Genomic DNA, 16,295 nt, shown 5'->3' with positions numbered 1-16,295 from the left:
TGTTGTTTTCAGTGTTTGACAGCACTTAATGCGTATGGTAACGTTAATGAGTAATGAAAAACGAAACCAAAACAAGCAGAAGCGCCCGCTTCTCACCTGACTGACGCCCTGGGCTGTTGGCAGGTTATGGTGATTTCCATGAATAGTGAGAAACGATCATCGTGTGGGCGCAGTATGTGTGCCTGCTTTTTTATACTTTAAAAAAGTAACTTTGCTTAAAGTATAAAGTATAAGAAAAGACTAAGGCTTCCGCCATTTGGACTCGGCGGCAAGTCAAGTTTTTCTAATGCGCAGTTAACTGCTTTTATTGGTAAAATTTTTGGAGGTGGCTCATTATTCGTAATGATATGAAGGTTAATGATGGAATCCGTGCGCGTGAGGTACGCCTGATCGATGCTAACGGCGACCAGCTTGGCGTAAAATCGAAAAGCGAAGCGCTGGATTTGGCTGATAAAGCTAACCTTGATTTAGTACTTGTGGCTCCAAATGCGAAGCCGCCGGTCTGCCGTATTATGGATTACGGAAAGTACCGTTTCGAGCAGCAAAAGAAAGATAAAGAAGCTCGAAAGAAGCAAAAAGTAATTAACGTGAAAGAAGTGCGCCTAAGCCCTAATATCGAAGAACATGATTTTAATACGAAGCTTCGCAATGCTCGTAAGTTCTTGAACAAGGGTGATAAAGTAAAAGCGGCTATTCGTTTCCGCGGACGTATGATTACACACTCTGATATCGGCAAAAAAGTACTAGAGCGCATGGCCGAAGAATGTGAAGATGTGGCTACTGTAGAAACGAAGCCGAAGATGGAAGGGCGGAGCATGTTTTTGATGCTGGCGCCAAAGTCGGAGAAAGACAACAAATAGAATTTAACTAGTGACAAGGAGGAAATTACTTATGCCTAAAATGAAGACTCATAGCGGTGCAGCAAAACGTTTTAGAAAAACAGGTACTGGCAAGTTGAAGCGCAGCCACGCATTCACAAGCCACTTGTTCCGTAACAAGTCCCAAAAGCAAAAGCGCCGTCTCAGCAAACAAGGTATTGTAGATAAATCCGATCAAAAACGCATCGCGAACTTAATGCCATACGACAAATAAAACTAGAACAACTGATGAAATCGAAGGAGGGATAGACGATGCCAAGAGTAAAAGGCGGATATGTGACTCGTCGTCGTCGTAATAAAGTATTAAAACTAGCAAAGGGATACCGGGGTTCAAAGCACAGCTTGTTTAAGACAGCACGTCAGCAAGTTATGAAATCTCTGCAATATGCATACCGGGATCGCCGTCAACGTAAGCGTGACTTCCGTAAACTTTGGATTACACGTATTAATGCGGCTGCTCGTATGAACGGTCTTTCTTACAGCCGTCTTATGTACGGATTGAAGCAGGCTGATATTAACGTGAACCGCAAAATGCTCGCTGATCTTGCCGTGAACGATGAAAAAGGTTTCACAGAGCTTGCTGAAAAAGCAAAAGCAAACTTGAAATAAAGAATAAAAGGGTCTGGGAATCTATCAACTTTCCTGGACCCTTTTTTACTTTAGCAAAGTCTCACTTTGCTAAAGTAAAAAAGAATAAGAAAAATTTCCGCCCTAAGAATGGCGGCAAGCCAAGATAAGATAAATCAGTAAATTCGTTTTTATCCATAGGTGAAAAGAGAAATGATGAGAGGGGAGAGGCATGGAAATCATAGTATTATATTATGTGATAGCTATCAACTTGGCGGCTTTTATCACGATGAGTGCCGACAAACGAAAAGCCCGCCGTCGAGCTTTTCGTATCAGCGAGCGCAGGCTTTTGTGTTTAGCGGCAATTGGCGGAAGCGCTGGAATGTTTGCAGCCATGTATATGTTTCGGCACAAAACAAAACATAAACGTTTCTTTATTGGTATTCCTTTTCTTTTGTTTTTACATGGAATACTGGTTCTTTTCTTCATAAAATATAACCTTTTGTTGTCTCTCTAGCGTCAGCACGTTCAAGAGCAAGGCTTTTTGTTTATTTTGAAAACGAATCTTAATCTTTTTCTGTTTGCTTGATAAACTCTTTGATAGGACTTTTCCATTCTATATAAGCATGGGGGTAATGCTGTCGGATTTCGTTTTCTAGAAATGAAAAATCTTTGCGCTGGAGACCTTGGAGCTTGTCTTTGTTTTTTACCCATACGGATACAGAGACAATATCAAACGCCTGCTCAGTTGTTCCTAAATATTTTTCTCCTTCAAACATGACGCCTTTGTAAGTAATTAAAAAATTTTTGCGCACATTTTTTATTTCATCTAAAAAGTAAAAGTTATTCTTTTCGTGGGCTAATTCAAGCTTGCGTTTTGGATTTAAAATGTATTTAATAACAGCATAAATTAATATGATTAATGCAATAAGGATAAGTGCTCGTATCAAAAGAGCCACGATAAATTCCTCCCCTTGTGTATTCCGGCGAATTTCTTAATATCTGTCATTATTTATTAGAAAAACTTGGCTTATCGCCAAGTCCTTAATGGCGAAAGACTTAGTTTTTCTTATACTTTGATCCTTTAACAAAGTTAAACCTTCCTAAAGTACGAAAAAAAACTATGTTAGTTTCATTTTAATAGAAAAAACCTTAGAAGGGAAAAGATATATAATGAAACAATTATTTTCGATTCAGCGAACATTGGATGAAAGAATATTAAAAGAGCATGACTTGAAAAGAGAAGATATTTTTATGGATAAAGTGCTTGCTTTTCAAGTAGAAGCAGCCGAGCTAGCCAATGAAACCCGCTGCTTTAAGTATTGGAGTCACAAGCCAGCCTCCAGTCAAGCAGTGATTCTCGAAGAGTATGTAGATGGCCTTCATTTTATTCTTTCTATTGGTATTGATAAAGGGTGGGAAGAATTCCCGTTTCAGAAAGAAAAAAATAACCGATCGTTAAGCGGGCAGTTTCAGGCAGTATTTCAAGCAGCTGCTGCTCTTACAAAAAAAACAGAAAAACAAGCGTACATCGAATTATTTCAAGAATACCTTCAGCTTGGTATGCAGCTCGGATTTTCCAATGATGCAGTGGAACGAGCTTATTTAGAAAAAAATGAAATGAATCATAAAAGACAAACAGAAGGATACTAACCCAGACCAAAAATTAATTCAAAACATTTGAGTATAAAAAAAGATACTTATATACTAAAAGAAGGAAAAAAAATGAAATAATTACATAAACCAAGGAGGAATAAATAGTGGCGGAAATGGATCAAACTGTACAGATGTTAAAAGAATTAACGGATGCAAATGGAATTCCTGGTAACGAAAAAGAAGCCCGCGAAGTCATGAAAAAGCATATCTCTTCTTATGCAGATGAGATAACGTATGATCACCTTGGCAGTCTCATTGCGAAAAAGACTGGAAAAGCTAACGGACCGCGTATTATGATTGCAGGTCACCTGGACGAAATTGGTTTTATGATTACCAATATAGATGATAAAGGTTTCTTGAAATTCGAAACAGTGGGCGGCTGGTGGAGCCAGGTCATGCTTGCTCAACGAGTGAACATAATGACTAGAAAAGGAAATATTGTCGGTGTGATTGGATCCAAGCCGCCGCATATTCTTCCAGCTGATCAACGAAAAAAAGCAGTTGAAATCAAAGATATGTTTATCGATATTGGTGCTTCAAGCAAGGAAGAAGCAGAAAGTTTTGGTGTCCGCCCTGGGGATTCAGTAGTACCGATTTGTGATTTTACGGTTATGAATAATGAAAAGCTGATGATGGCAAAAGCATGGGATAACCGAATTGGCTGTGCAATTGCTATTGAAGTATTGAAGCGTCTCAAGGATGAAGATCATGCCAATGAAGTGTTTGGCGTAGGAGCTGTACAAGAAGAAGTAGGACTTCGCGGCGCAAAAACAGCTTCCCACAAGATTACTCCTGATATTGGATTTGCCGTTGACGTAGGTATTGCAGGTGATACTCCGGGAGTTTCGGATAATGATGCTACAGCTGAAATTGGCAAAGGACCACAAGTATTAGTATTTGACCGGTCTATGGTGTCTCACAAAGGACTGCGTGACTTTGTAACAGACATTGCTGATGAACATAACATTCCATTTCAGTATGAAGCGATGAGCGGCGGCGGAACAGATGCTGGATCTATCCATCTATCCGGTGACGGGGTGCCTTCCCTTGCTGTGACCGTTCCAACTCGTTATATCCACACTCATGCTGCTATTTTACATCGTGATGATTTCGAACATGCGGTGCAGCTGATTGTAGAAGTTACGAAAAAACTTGATGCAGACACTGTTCGATCCATTACGTTCGATTCATAATAACCGTTTAGGGATGAGAGTTGTGATTAGATAGTCTCCTATTCCGCCAATTCTCGAAGCATGGAATTGGACAAAATTCCTGCTATGTCTGTTTCTTGGAATGATTTTGCGTAGAAGATCCAATTTTTTATAATAACAAGTGAGGAAAGCAACGCCCAAAAAATAGCCGTCCCTTGGCTTAGGACGGCTCTTTTCTTCATCTGATGGATTACTTCAATCCTTCTGCTATCTGGGAAATAACCTGCTCTTTTTCCTGTTCATCCGCATGATTCCAAAATACTTCAAATAAAACCCCAAGACCGGGAAGCATTTTTTCTTCTCCGCTTTGAACGGCATCTTGAATGGTGGCTTCAACCTGATCTTCATTATGACCTGAAACATTTTGTAAAATGGCTGCGCGCAGATTAAAGGACAACCTTGTTCCCTCCTATTTGTGATAAAATAGTAAATATCAACATATGTCGATATCTGTAGTATGAGAAACTGGGAAAAAAATATACTTTCCGGTATCTTACTGTGTGAAATTTGGATATGCTTTGGCGGCAGGTTGAGGAGCAGCAATGTAAGGGAAGGGAAAGCTTGTGAAAAAAATTGAATCAGTGAAAAATCCTTTAGTAAAACGAATAAAACGGCTTCAAAAAAGAAAACAAAGAGAAAAAGAAGGTTTGTTTGTAATAGAAGGTTTTCATCTTGTGGAAGAAGCACTTCGTCATGACGTGGAAGTACAGGCAATCATAGCAGAGGACAATAAAAATATTCCCTCCAATCATTCAGGAGCGGGAATATCACTTGTCACAGAGCAAGTTATGAAAGAAATGAGCAGTACAGAAACCCCTCAAGGGATATTGGCAGTTTGCAGCCTTCCAAGACAAGAAAAGCCTTTGAGCATAAAAGAAAGAGGCAGTTATTTGTTTATTGACGGTGTTCAGGATCCGGGGAATCTGGGAACAATGATACGAACTGCAGATGCAGTCGGTACTTCTGCTGTTATTTTAGGAGAAGGAACGGTTGATCCTTATAATGATAAAGTTATACGAGCGACACAAGGTTCTTTGTTTCATCTCCCTGTTATTAAAGGCGATATAGAAAAATGGATAGAAGCATGCCAAACCAAAAATATTCCTGTTTTCGGGACTTCTTTAAATGAGGGAACGACCCATACGGCAATAGAAGCACAAAATGGTTTCGCTCTTATTGTAGGAAACGAAGGAGCAGGAGTGCAGGAAAAATGGCTGGAGCAGACGGATCAAAATATTTATGTTCCGATTTATGGAAATGCCGAGTCTTTAAATGTCTCTGTGGCAGCAGGTATCTTGTTATATCATTTAAAACTTTTTCATTGATTTCATAAAAGACAAAGAAATTTCCTTGCAAAGGAAACGAAAATTTTTTAAACTGTAAAATAGTATGAAATGAATAAACAAAAAATCGCCGGCTTTTAACGTACAGAAACTACGATTGCCCCTGTTGCCGAGGAGGTCCCGTTTTAAAAAGTCGGCAAGCCGGGTTTTCTAATTCAGACTTCTAAAAATATAACATAATAAAAAGGCTGTGAAAGAGAGTAGTAAATCAGAGACCGCCATGCAGGGATGGAATGCCGCTGACTGAAAGCATTCCTATGGAAGGGCTGATCGAATTCACTCTGGAGCCGGCACTGGAACGCAGAACTTTATTATGTACTGTTAAGGTGCCCCGGAGAATCCGTTATCTGAAACTAAGTGAACTGCTGTTTTCGTTATGCAGTTAACAAGGGTGGTACCGCGAACCTTCGTCCCTTACAAGAGGACGGGGTTTTTTTTATACTTTAGGAAGGTTTAACTTTGTTAAGGGTCAAAGTATAAGCAATACTACGACTTGCCATTTTGACTTAGCGGCAAGTCGAGTTTTTCTAAGTAAGATAGGAAAGTATAAAATTTTGCGTTCGATGTCTAGCTTCAACGCCCAGCCTTTCGAAGGTCCCAGAAGATTTAAGGAACTTTTGTTAGAACCGGGAACATCGTGTTCCGGGCGCAAAAGTCAGCACATCCTGTGCAAGCCAGTTCGACGTTGTCGCAGGACGTGAGGAACTTAGCCGAACGTCATTTAAACCACGGGCGCTTGCGCTTTTCTTATATAGACATGGCCAATTGTATTAGTTGAATAAATGATTGTTATAAATAGCCAAGGAGGAACTCATATGATAGAACGGCTTCAAGAACTAGGAAAAGAGGCGCTGCAGGAAATTAAAGATGCAGACACCGTCAAAGCGTTAGACAATATCCGTGTGAAATACTTAGGGAAAAAAGGCCCAATTACAGAGGTTCTGCGCGGAATGGGTAAATTGTCTGCTGAAGAGCGCCCGAAAGTAGGGCAGAAAGCAAATGAAATTCGCGAAGAAATTCAGAGCAGTCTAGAAGCTAAAACAACGGAGCTCGAAGAAATAGCTCTTGAGGAAAAGCTGAAAGAAGAAAGCATTGATGTCACTCTGCCTGGAAAAGAAATAAAGCGGGGGGCTCGTCATCCTCTCACAGCAGTAGTAGAAGAAATTGAAGACATTTTTATTGGGTTAGGATTTCAGGTAACTGAAGGTCCTGAAGTAGAAACAGATTATTACAATTTTGAAGCGCTGAACCTTCCTCCTGATCATCCGGCCCGTGATATGCAAGATTCTTTTTATGTCACACATGATATGCTTCTTCGAACACAGACCTCACCTGTACAAGCAAGAACCATGCAAAAACATAACGGACAGGGGCCGGTTAAGATTGTTTGTCCTGGTAAAGTGTACCGCCGCGACGATGATGATGCGACCCACTCCCATCAATTTATGCAGATAGAAGGGTTATATGTAGATAAAAATGTACGGATGAGTGACTTAAAAGGAACTCTCGAAGCATTTGTAAAAAAATATTTTGGCCCGGAACGAAGCATCCGCCTTCGTCCAAGCTTTTTTCCTTTTACGGAACCTTCAGTAGAAGTCGATGTATCCTGTGGTATTTGCGGAGGAGCGGGCTGCCGGGTATGTAAAAATTCCGGCTGGATTGAAGTATTAGGCGCCGGCATGGTCCATCCGAACGTTTTAGAATTCAGCGGATTTGATTCTAATGAATACAGCGGCTTTGCGTTTGGAATGGGAGTAGAGCGTTTTGCTCTGCTGAAATACGGAATTGATGACATCCGTCACTTCTACACTAATGACATCCGATTTTTAGAACAATTTAAACGGGCTTAAGGAGGCATTTAATATGCTTGTTTCATATCAGTGGTTAAAAGATTACGTTGATATAGATGATTTAACAGTGGAAGAAACAGCAGAAAAATTAACGCGCGGCGGGGTAGAAGTAGATGTGCTTCATCCGAGAAGTGAAGGAATAGAACAAGTGTCAGTTGGTTATGTTGAGGCGTGTGAACAGCATCCTAATGCAGATAAATTGAATGTCTGCCAGGTCAATACAGGAGAAGAAACGGCTCAAATTATTTGCGGTGCGCCAAACGTAGCAGCAGGTCAAAAAGTGGCAGTAGCTAAACCTGGGGCTGCCCTTCCTGGAGGCATGAAAATTAAAAAAACAAAATTAAGAGGAGAACCTTCAGAAGGAATGATTTGCTCTTTACAAGAACTGGGCATTGAGCAAAAACTGGTTGCCAAAGAATTTATAGACGGCATATATGTTTTTCCTGAAAGTGCAGAAGTAGGAGAGGATGCTGTAAAAGAGCTTGGTCTTCGTGATACCGTATTAGAGTTGGACCTTACCCCAAACCGGGCAGATTGTCTCAGCATGATAGGAATTGCTTATGAAATGGCTGCACTTTTAGATCGGGAAGTACATCAGCCGGACTGCACATTTTCAGTGGCTGAGCAATCTGCAGCAGAAGCTGTATCTGTTCAGGTGGATGTACCAGAAGATAATCCGTACTACGGGGCAAAGATTATTCAAAATATATCAATTGGACCGTCACCCCTGTGGATGCAAAATCGACTTACAGCTGCAGGAATACGCCCCATAAATAATGTTGTCGATATTACAAATTATGTGCTGCTTGAATATGGACAGCCGCTGCACGCTTTTGATCTCGATCGATTTGGATCCAATAAAGTGGTAGTAAGGCGGGCAAACGAGGAGGAAACCATTACAACGCTTGATGGAGAAATACGCACCCTTTCGGCAGAACATATGGTTATAACAAACGGAAAAGAACCGACAGCTTTGGCCGGCGTAATGGGTGGTGCTTTTTCTGAAGTACAGGAAGACACAACAACGATTCTGCTTGAATCAGCTTATTTCAATTCTTCCCGTGTCCGCAAAGCATCAAAAGACATGGGGCTGCGCAGTGAATCGAGTACACGCTTTGAAAAAGGAATTGATGCCAGAAGAGTAGAAGAGGCTTCTGCACGGGCAGCATACCTGCTAGAACGTTATGCCGGCGGGACAGTGCTAGAAGGTACAGTGGAAAATGATTTTAGATCCGATAAAAAAAGAGTTATTGAAACCGAGCCGGAACAATTAAACAAATTATTAGGGATGGATCTAAGCCAAGAAGATATCCTTTCGATTTTCCGCCGTCTTCGGTTTTCAGTTCAAACAAAAGGAAATCGAATTTCTGTAGAAGTACCGACACGCCGGCCTGATCTAAAAATTGAAGAAGATCTGGCAGAAGAAGTGGCAAGGCTGTATGGCTATGATTACATTCCGACAACCCTGCCTGCTGGTGTGACCACGCCAGGCTCTCTTAGTCCAGAACAAAAAAATCGAAGAAAAATCCGTCGTTATCTTGAAGCAAGCGGCCTGCATGAGGCAATCACGTATTCATTAACGAGTCCAGAAAAAGCAAGCCGATTTTTACTTAAAGAGGTACCTGGGACTGTTACGGTTTCCATGCCCATGAGTGAAGAACGAAGCACGATGCGCACAAGCTTAATTCCTCATTTACTTGATACTGTACAGTATAATCGAAACCGGCAAATAAATGACTCTTCTATGTTTGAGCTTGGTTCTGTATTTATTGGTGAAGCTGGAGAGTTGACGCAGCAGCCTGAGGAGAAAAAGGTACTTGCGGCTGCCGTTACAGGCACGTGGGAAATCCACTTATGGCAGGGAGAGAAGAAAAAAACAGATTTCTTTGTTGTGAAAGGTATTCTCGAAGGTCTTTTTGATGAGCTTGGAGTGCTCGACAACATTCAATTTGTGCCATCTTCTCGAAAAGAGCTTCATCCCGGCCGAAGTGCTGATATTGTCTTAAATGGCAGGTCTGTTGGATTTACAGGGCAAGTTCATCCGTCAGTCGAAAAAGAGTGGGACATTAAAGAAACATACATTTTTCAATTAGATTTAGATGCAATACTGGCAGCCGAAACAGAAGAATTGTCATATGCCGTTCTTCCACGATATCCTTCCATCTCAAGAGATATTGCTCTAGTTGTCGACCAAAATGTGCCGGCAGGAGATGTACAGCGGGTCATTGAAGAAGCCGGTGGTCCGTTGTTAAAACAAGTTACACTATTTGACGTATACGAAGGAGAAAATTTAGAAGCTGGCAAAAAATCTTTAGCATTCTCGCTCGTTTATTTGGATCCGGAACGAACACTTACGGATGAAGAAGTAACGAAAACACATGATCAAGTGTTATCCCAGCTCACTGAAAAAGTGCAAGCTGTACTGCGTCAATAAGAGAAAAACAATATGAAAGAATGCCATGGAGCCATACCCTAATATTCTTGGGATGGCTCCTTCCTATTATATGTGGTAAGTCAGTTCGAAGCTGTAAAAAAACAGCGAAAACAAGCAGAAAACGTATTATATTTAGGGAGAAGCATATGATTTTGATGTGAACAGAGAAGTCTTAAAAAGTTTTCCATTCTAATTTGATTCTGTTATTATAATGGGTAGGTATTTTGGAGAGGAAAGGGGCTTATCTGGTGGATGCAGAAAATGATAAACAACGAACAACCGTTACAATATATGGCCAGCAATACACCATAAAAGGGGATGAATCTCCAGAGCACGTCATAAGTGTTGCTGAACACCTTGACCAAAAAATGAAGGAATTTAAAAAATACAATCCTTACTTGGATACAACCAGGCTTGCTGTTTTAACAGCTTTAAACGTTGTGGATGAGTATATGAAGCTTCAAGAAAAGATAGATCAGTACGAAAAAAAGGAACGAAATGAAAAAGATGGGGAACGGGGATAAATGCTTAGTCTGTTATTAGCTTTGATTTTAATCGGGAGCTTTTTCGTAGGACTTCGAAGAGGCTTTGTTTTACAATTAATACATTTAATCAGTTTTTTTGCAGCACTACTTATTGCTTTTTATTTCTATCGTGACCTAGCCGAATATTTGCGGCTGTGGCTTCCTTATCCAAGGTTGTCGAATGATGGAGACGGTATTATTCATATGATGGTAGAGTCTTTTGATATGGAAACGGTATATTATGCTGGAATTTCCTTTTTCTTACTGTTTATTGCTGCAAAAATATTACTCCAAATCGTTGGTTCCATGCTTGATTTTGTATCACATCTACCGGTTTTAAGAACAATAAACAGGTGGCTTGGCGGCCTGCTTGGATTTGTAGAGACGTATTTAATTTTGTTTATTTTATTAATTACCGCTGCATTAATGCCTATTGAGGCTTTACAAAATGCAATCAGCGATTCCTGGATAGCAAACTTGATGATAAATCACACCCCATTTTTGTCCGATTGGTTAAAAGAACTTTGGGGCCAAGGGGTGTAAGTGAAAACTTCTCTGTTGGAGAAGTTTTTTCGTACCACTGATAGGAAAATATAAAATTTTAGCATGTGCTAAAAACGCACACGTCCTGTGTGCAACGCAGAAGTCACCACATCCTGTGGAAGTAAGAGCGCCTTTATTGCCTGGAGAACATTTACTTGTTGAGGCTGACAAGGGTTCTTGCGCTTTTCTTGGATATCCTCCTCTTAAATAAAGGGAGTGCACGGAAGGAGTAGGAAATGTGAATAAAAAGGAGCTTATTAAAGAATTAGAACGAATAGCCGTTTACTTGGAAATAAAAGGAGAAAATTCCTTTAAAGTATCTGCATATCGCAAAGCAGCACAAGCGCTAGAGCAGGATGAACGCTCCTTAAAGGAGATTGGGGACCCAGCCGAACTAACAGGCATTGGAAAAGGTACGGCTGCCATCATTAAAGAATTGCGTGAAACAGGAAAAGCAGAAGTGTTGGAAACGTTGAAAAAGGAAGTGCCTGCTGGTTTGGTTCCTCTATTAAAACTTCCAGGTTTAGGAGGCAAGAAACTAGCGAAACTATACCAGGAATTAAATGTTACCGATGCTGCTGCTTTAAAAAAAGCATGTGAAGAAAAACAAGTACAAAAGCTTGCTGGTTTCGGGGCAAAAACAGAGGAAAAAATAATAGAAGCATTAAATGAAGCGGGAGCTCGCCCGGAACGTCTGCCGATCAGTTTTATGCTCGATGCGGCCAAAAAACTAGAAGCTGAGCTGAATAGCTTGAGTAAAGTAAAACGGTTTGCAAGAGCTGGTAGTTTACGACGCATGGAAGAAACAATAAAGGACCTTGATTACATTTTGTCTGTGGAGGACTCTGACGCTGTTCGCAAACAATTGACCGAAATGGGGATCGTCTCTGAAGTGATGGCTGATGGTCAATCAAAAGTATCAGTAGAGCTTAATTTTGAATATTCCATTCAAGCAGATTTTAGATTAGTAGAAGAAAAAGCATTTGCGACGACACTGCATCATTTTACTGGCTCAAAGGAACACAATGTTATGATGCGGCAGCTGGCGAAAGCGCAGGGAGAAAAAGTAAGTGAATATGGAGTGGAAGACCAAGAAACAGGAGAGCTTTCTACATTTGAAACAGAAGAAGATTTTTACCGCCATTTCGGCTTAAACTATATTCCGCCTGAAGCAAGGCTTGGCAGAGATGAAACCGACATTTTTAAACAACCATACGATACGGTTTTGAAAACGGATATACGCGGTGATTTGCATATGCATACAACTTGGAGCGACGGAGCCGTATCTATTGAAGAAATGGCTGAAGAAGGGCGCAAGCGTGGTTATGAATGGATGGCTATTACGGATCACTCTAAATTTTTGCAAATAGCCCATGGTCTTGATGAAGAAAGGGTGCTTCGCCAAATAGATGAAATAAGAAGGGTGAACGCAAAATTTGATGATATCGAGCTTTTAGCTGGCATTGAAATGGACATTCGTCCTGATGCAATGCTCGACTTAGAAGAAAAAGTTCTTCAGAAGCTTGACGTGGTGATTGCTTCTATTCATTCTTCTTTTTCTCAAACAGAAGATAAAATTATGAAACGCATAGAAGCAGCATTAAACAGTCCATATGTTAACATTATTGCTCATCCAACCGGAAGATTGATCGGGCGGAGAAAAGGTTATAAAGTAAATGTGGAAAAACTTTTAAAGCGTGCGGCAGAAACAGACACAGCTATTGAGTTGAACGCTAACCCAAACCGGCTTGATCTTGCTTCCGATTGGTTAAGAAAAGCAAAAGAGTACGATACGATGGTTTCTATTAATACAGATGCCCACCATCCTGAAATGCTTGATCATATGGAAATTGGTACAGGTATCGCAAGAAAAGCTCTTTTAACAAAAGATCAAATTATAAATACAAGGAACTATGATTCACTTGTTTCTTTTTTCAATAATAAAAGAAAGAATACAGCGGAAGAAAGAGGATGATAATGATCATCCAGTAGAGCCGTCAGCGCTTTTTCTTTGAAAGGATGAAAGAAATGAATGCACGAGTAAAACGTGTATTAGAATATAACAAAATGAAAGAGCAGTTAAAGGAACACGCAGCTTCTTCTTTAGGTCGAAAAAAAATTGAGGAGCTAGAGCCTCATACTGATCTTCAAACGGCCAAAAAAGAGCAGCAGCGAACGTATGAAGGCACAAAGGTGCTGCGTTTAAAAGGACAAGTTCCCCTAGGCGGGATCCAGAGCATCCATGCTCATGTAAAACGTGCACAAATAGGCGGCATGTTAAACGCAGGTGAACTAATGGAGATCGCCGACACCATATATGCTGGACGGCGCCTGAAATCATTTGTGGAATCAATGATAGAAGAGGAAATTGAATTGCCGCTGCTTTTGGAATTAGTAGAAAATATTGTTCCTTTAACTGATTTAGAACGAGCAGTCAAACAATGCATCGATGATCATGGAGAAGTAATGGACGCGGCTAGTTCTGCACTGCGTAGTATCCGCCAGCAAATACGAAGCAGCGAATCACAAGTGCGTTCAAAACTCGAACAGTTGACCCGTTCTTCTGATCAGCAAAAAAAATTATCAGATTCGATTGTAACGATTCGAAACGATCGTTACGTTATACCCGTAAAACAAGAGTACCGTTCCTCTTTTGGCGGTATTGTCCATGACCAGTCTGCTTCTGGGGCAACCCTTTTTATAGAACCACAGGCTGTGGTAAATATCAACAATAAACTTCGTGAAGCGAGAGTAAAAGAGCGCCAGGAAATAGAACGTATCTTACAAGAGCTTTCTTCTCACGTGCAGGAACATACCGAGGAGCTTATCGAAAATTCTGTTTATTTAGGAGAACTGGATTTTCTCTTTTGTAAAGCGTATTACGCAAAGGATATGAAAGCAGTGCAGCCCCGTTTAAATGAAGAGGGCCGTTTAGATTTTAAACAGGCAAGGCACCCGCTTCTTTCAGAAGAGGAAGTTGTTCCTATTGATGTGGAACTTGGAACAAGTTTTTCTTCGTTAGTCATTACCGGTCCAAATACTGGAGGGAAGACAGTTACCTTAAAAACAGCAGGACTTTTAACGCTCATGGCCCAGTCTGGTTTGTTTCTGCCTGTGGATGAGGACTCTGAAGCAGCTGTTTTCACAGATGTGTTTGCAGATATCGGAGATGAACAATCGATAGAACAAAATTTAAGTACGTTTTCTTCTCATATGACTAATATTGTAGATATATTAAAAAAGGTAAACCATCGAAGTCTCGTGCTTTTTGATGAAATTGGAGCTGGGACAGACCCAACAGAAGGTGCTGCTCTTGCTGTTTCCATTCTTGATTATGTCTACCAAACCGGAGCAAAATTAGTGGCAACGACACACTACAGCGAATTAAAAGGCTACGCCTATAATCGAGAAGGTGTGATGAATGCAAGTGTTGAATTTAATGTTGATACACTTAGCCCAACGTATCGTTTGTTAATCGGTGTTCCGGGCCGTAGTAATGCGTTTGCTATTTCGCGGCGGCTCGGCCTTGATGAATCCATCATTCATGCAGCTGAAGCTGAGATTAATGCAGAAAACCGTCAAGTAGAAAATATGATTACTTCTTTAGAGGAAAAACGGCGTCAGGCTGAAGAAGAAATGAAAGAGGCCAAACAAATCCGTGCAGAAGCAGAAGCCCTTCACCAAGAACTTGATAAAAGCATGCAAGAATTAGATAACCAGAAAAGTGCTCTGTTAAAAGAAGCGGAAGAAAAAGCAGAAGTAGAAGTGAAAAAAGCGCGTTCGAAAGCAGAAGAAATAATTGGTGATTTGCGTGAGCTGCAAAAGGAAGGACACCGTGTCAAAGAACACCAATTAATTGATGCGAAAAAGCGGATGGAAGATGCGGTACCAGAACTTACGAAACGGCAAAAACAGATCAAAAAGCAGGCAAAAAAAGATCAGTCCTTTAAGCCCGGGGATGAGGTTCGCGTTTTAAGCTTTGGGCAGAAAGGCCAAATTCTTGAGAAAGCAAATAATAAAGAATACCAGGTTCAGGTTGGGATTATGAAAGTGAATGTAAAAGCAGAAGATATGGAAAAAGTCAAAGCGGAACCCGTCAAGCAGCCGACACGTCCAGTTACTTCAGTTTCTAGAAACACGAACGTAAAACCAGAGCTTGATTTAAGAGGGATGCGTTATGAAGATGCTATGCGGCAAGTCGAGAAGTATCTTGATGATGCAGTTCTTGCCGGATATCCTCAAGTACACATTATACACGGAAAAGGTACCGGTGCCTTGCGAAAAGGGGTTAAGGAACTGCTGAAAAAGCATCCGAGCGTTAATCAAACGAGAGACGGCGGTATGAATGAAGGTGGTCTTGGAAACACCGTCGTACAATTAAAATAATAGCCCGAGCACGGTAAAACGGCTGCGAAAGGGATGAGGGTTATGGATGCATTTATGCAAAATACGTTTGTAGAGGCAGCGGCAAACTTTAGTGTTGCCGTCTTGTCTCTTATATTGTTTTTGGCTATTTTTGAGACAATTACTCCATATAAAAACTGGGAAGAAATTAAGAATGGCAATATAGCAGTGGCTCTTGCTACGGGTGGAAAATTATTCGGTGTAGCCAACATATTACGATTTTCGATTGAACATAATGATTCGGTGTTGACCATGGTTACATGGGGGGCTTATGGTTTTTTCCTGCTTGTTTTTAGTTATTTAATGTTTGAGTTTTTAACACCAATGTTTAAAGTAGATAAAGAAATTGCAGCCGATAACAGGGCAGTTGGATTAATTTCTTTTATTATTTCTACTGGTTTGTCATTTGTTATTGGAGCTGGGATTTTATCATAAGGAGAGAAAAGCTTGGAAAGGTTAGCAAAAATATTAATTGTGTGCTGTATATTGTTTGTACTCTCAGGGGCCGTTTATTTGTTATTTTTTCAATAAAGCAAAAAAGGAGACGGAGCTGTAATAAGGCTCACGTCTTCTTTTTTTGCACTGTTAGGAAATTATAAAATTTTTATTGGTAAACAGTATAAGTAAACTTCGGCTTTCGCCATAAGGACCCGGCGATAAGCCGAATTTTTCTAACGTTAAGCAAATTACCTTTGCTATAAGGAGAAAAGCATAAAAAGGAGAGGGATGATACTGCTAAATGATTCATAAAGTAGAATAGGAATAAATCGTAAAGTAAATTCTCTCCTGTCACGTTTTCTTATACTTTAAGAATTTTTAACTTCGTTAAAGGATTAAAGTATAAGCAAAACTATGACTTCCGCCTTTGGACTTGGCGGTAAGCCG

At 40.5% G+C, this 16,295-nt stretch carries 16 protein-coding genes and 2 other annotated features; of the genes, 14 read left to right on the top strand and 2 right to left on the bottom strand.

The window, feature by feature from the left end:
* Positions 1-67 precede the first annotated feature (67 nt).
* Positions 68-200 (top strand) — a sequence feature (ribosomal protein L20 leader region).
* A gap of 147 nt (positions 201-347) precedes the next feature.
* The 4 genes from infC (at position 348) to CEF16_RS10225 (ending at position 1,962) form a co-directional block, all read left to right on the top strand.
* Entirely contained in the window at positions 348-860 is a 513-nt protein-coding gene (gene infC, locus CEF16_RS10240; RefSeq protein ID WP_091581855.1) for a translation initiation factor IF-3, read from the top strand.
* Between the two features lie 31 nt (positions 861-891).
* The gene (rpmI, locus tag CEF16_RS10235) at positions 892-1,092 is read left to right on the top strand and encodes a 50S ribosomal protein L35 (RefSeq protein WP_091581858.1); all 201 of its coding nucleotides are present in this window, start codon (positions 892-894) and stop codon (positions 1,090-1,092) included.
* Positions 1,093-1,130: 38 nt separating this feature from the next.
* On the top strand, positions 1,131-1,487 hold the full coding sequence (rplT, locus tag CEF16_RS10230) for a 50S ribosomal protein L20 (RefSeq protein WP_091581860.1): 357 nt from the start codon (positions 1,131-1,133) through the stop codon (positions 1,485-1,487).
* 190 nt (positions 1,488-1,677) lie between these two features.
* Positions 1,678-1,962: a DUF1294 domain-containing protein gene (locus CEF16_RS10225; protein ID WP_091581863.1), complete on the top strand. Its 285-nt coding sequence runs from the start codon at positions 1,678-1,680 to the stop codon at positions 1,960-1,962.
* 49 nt (positions 1,963-2,011) lie between these two features.
* On the opposite strand, the gene CEF16_RS10220 is transcribed toward CEF16_RS10225, so the two are convergent.
* Positions 2,012-2,404, bottom strand: a complete 393-nt coding sequence (locus CEF16_RS10220) for a sigma-w pathway protein ysdB (protein ID WP_091581866.1) — start codon at positions 2,402-2,404, stop codon at positions 2,012-2,014.
* A 214-nt stretch (positions 2,405-2,618) separates the two neighbouring features.
* Between CEF16_RS10220 and CEF16_RS10215 the strand changes: the two genes are divergently transcribed.
* Positions 2,619-3,098 carry a dUTP diphosphatase gene (locus tag CEF16_RS10215; RefSeq protein ID WP_091581868.1) on the top strand — a complete coding sequence of 160 codons (480 nt, stop codon included), beginning with the start codon at positions 2,619-2,621 and terminating at the stop codon, positions 3,096-3,098.
* Between the two features lie 107 nt (positions 3,099-3,205).
* Complete coding sequence (locus tag CEF16_RS10210; RefSeq protein ID WP_091581871.1) at positions 3,206-4,294, top strand: M42 family metallopeptidase; 1,089 nt, start codon at positions 3,206-3,208, stop codon at positions 4,292-4,294.
* A gap of 208 nt (positions 4,295-4,502) precedes the next feature.
* On the opposite strand, the gene sspI is transcribed toward CEF16_RS10210, so the two are convergent.
* Entirely contained in the window at positions 4,503-4,709 is a 207-nt protein-coding gene (sspI, locus tag CEF16_RS10205) for a small acid-soluble spore protein SspI (RefSeq protein WP_091581874.1), read from the bottom strand.
* 166 nt (positions 4,710-4,875) lie between these two features.
* Here sspI and CEF16_RS10200 point away from each other — a divergent pair, with 166 nt between their 5' ends.
* The 8 genes from CEF16_RS10200 (at position 4,876) to CEF16_RS10160 (ending at position 15,845) form a co-directional block, all read left to right on the top strand.
* On the top strand, positions 4,876-5,637 hold the full coding sequence (locus tag CEF16_RS10200; RefSeq protein ID WP_091581876.1) for a TrmH family RNA methyltransferase: 762 nt from the start codon (positions 4,876-4,878) through the stop codon (positions 5,635-5,637).
* Between the two features lie 199 nt (positions 5,638-5,836).
* Positions 5,837-6,073, top strand: a binding site (T-box leader).
* Between the two features lie 397 nt (positions 6,074-6,470).
* Positions 6,471-7,505: a phenylalanine--tRNA ligase subunit alpha gene (gene pheS, locus CEF16_RS10190; protein ID WP_091581881.1), complete on the top strand. Its 1,035-nt coding sequence runs from the start codon at positions 6,471-6,473 to the stop codon at positions 7,503-7,505.
* A gap of 13 nt (positions 7,506-7,518) precedes the next feature.
* Positions 7,519-9,939: a phenylalanine--tRNA ligase subunit beta gene (gene pheT, locus CEF16_RS10185; RefSeq protein ID WP_091581884.1), complete on the top strand. Its 2,421-nt coding sequence runs from the start codon at positions 7,519-7,521 to the stop codon at positions 9,937-9,939.
* 248 nt (positions 9,940-10,187) lie between these two features.
* Positions 10,188-10,463, top strand: coding sequence for a cell division protein ZapA (zapA, locus tag CEF16_RS10180; RefSeq protein ID WP_425427978.1), 276 nt, complete (start codon positions 10,188-10,190; stop codon positions 10,461-10,463).
* Positions 10,464-11,006, top strand: coding sequence for a CvpA family protein (locus CEF16_RS10175; protein ID WP_091581887.1), 543 nt, complete (start codon positions 10,464-10,466; stop codon positions 11,004-11,006).
* 238 nt (positions 11,007-11,244) lie between these two features.
* Positions 11,245-12,981: a DNA polymerase/3'-5' exonuclease PolX gene (gene polX / locus CEF16_RS10170; RefSeq protein WP_091581890.1), complete on the top strand. Its 1,737-nt coding sequence runs from the start codon at positions 11,245-11,247 to the stop codon at positions 12,979-12,981.
* Positions 12,982-13,034: 53 nt separating this feature from the next.
* A complete protein-coding gene (locus CEF16_RS10165) occupies positions 13,035-15,392 on the top strand; it encodes an endonuclease MutS2 (protein ID WP_091581893.1) in 2,358 nt (785 codons plus the stop codon).
* 42 nt (positions 15,393-15,434) lie between these two features.
* A complete protein-coding gene (locus tag CEF16_RS10160; RefSeq protein WP_091581896.1) occupies positions 15,435-15,845 on the top strand; it encodes a DUF350 domain-containing protein in 411 nt (136 codons plus the stop codon).
* Positions 15,846-16,295: the final 450 nt, after the last annotated feature.

It is taken from the genome of Alteribacillus bidgolensis (assembly GCF_002886255.1).
Lineage (GTDB): Bacteria > Bacillota > Bacilli > Bacillales > Marinococcaceae > Alteribacillus > Alteribacillus bidgolensis.
The sequence above is the reverse complement of the archived record's forward strand: the minus strand, read 5'-3'. Positions and strand labels throughout refer to the sequence as shown.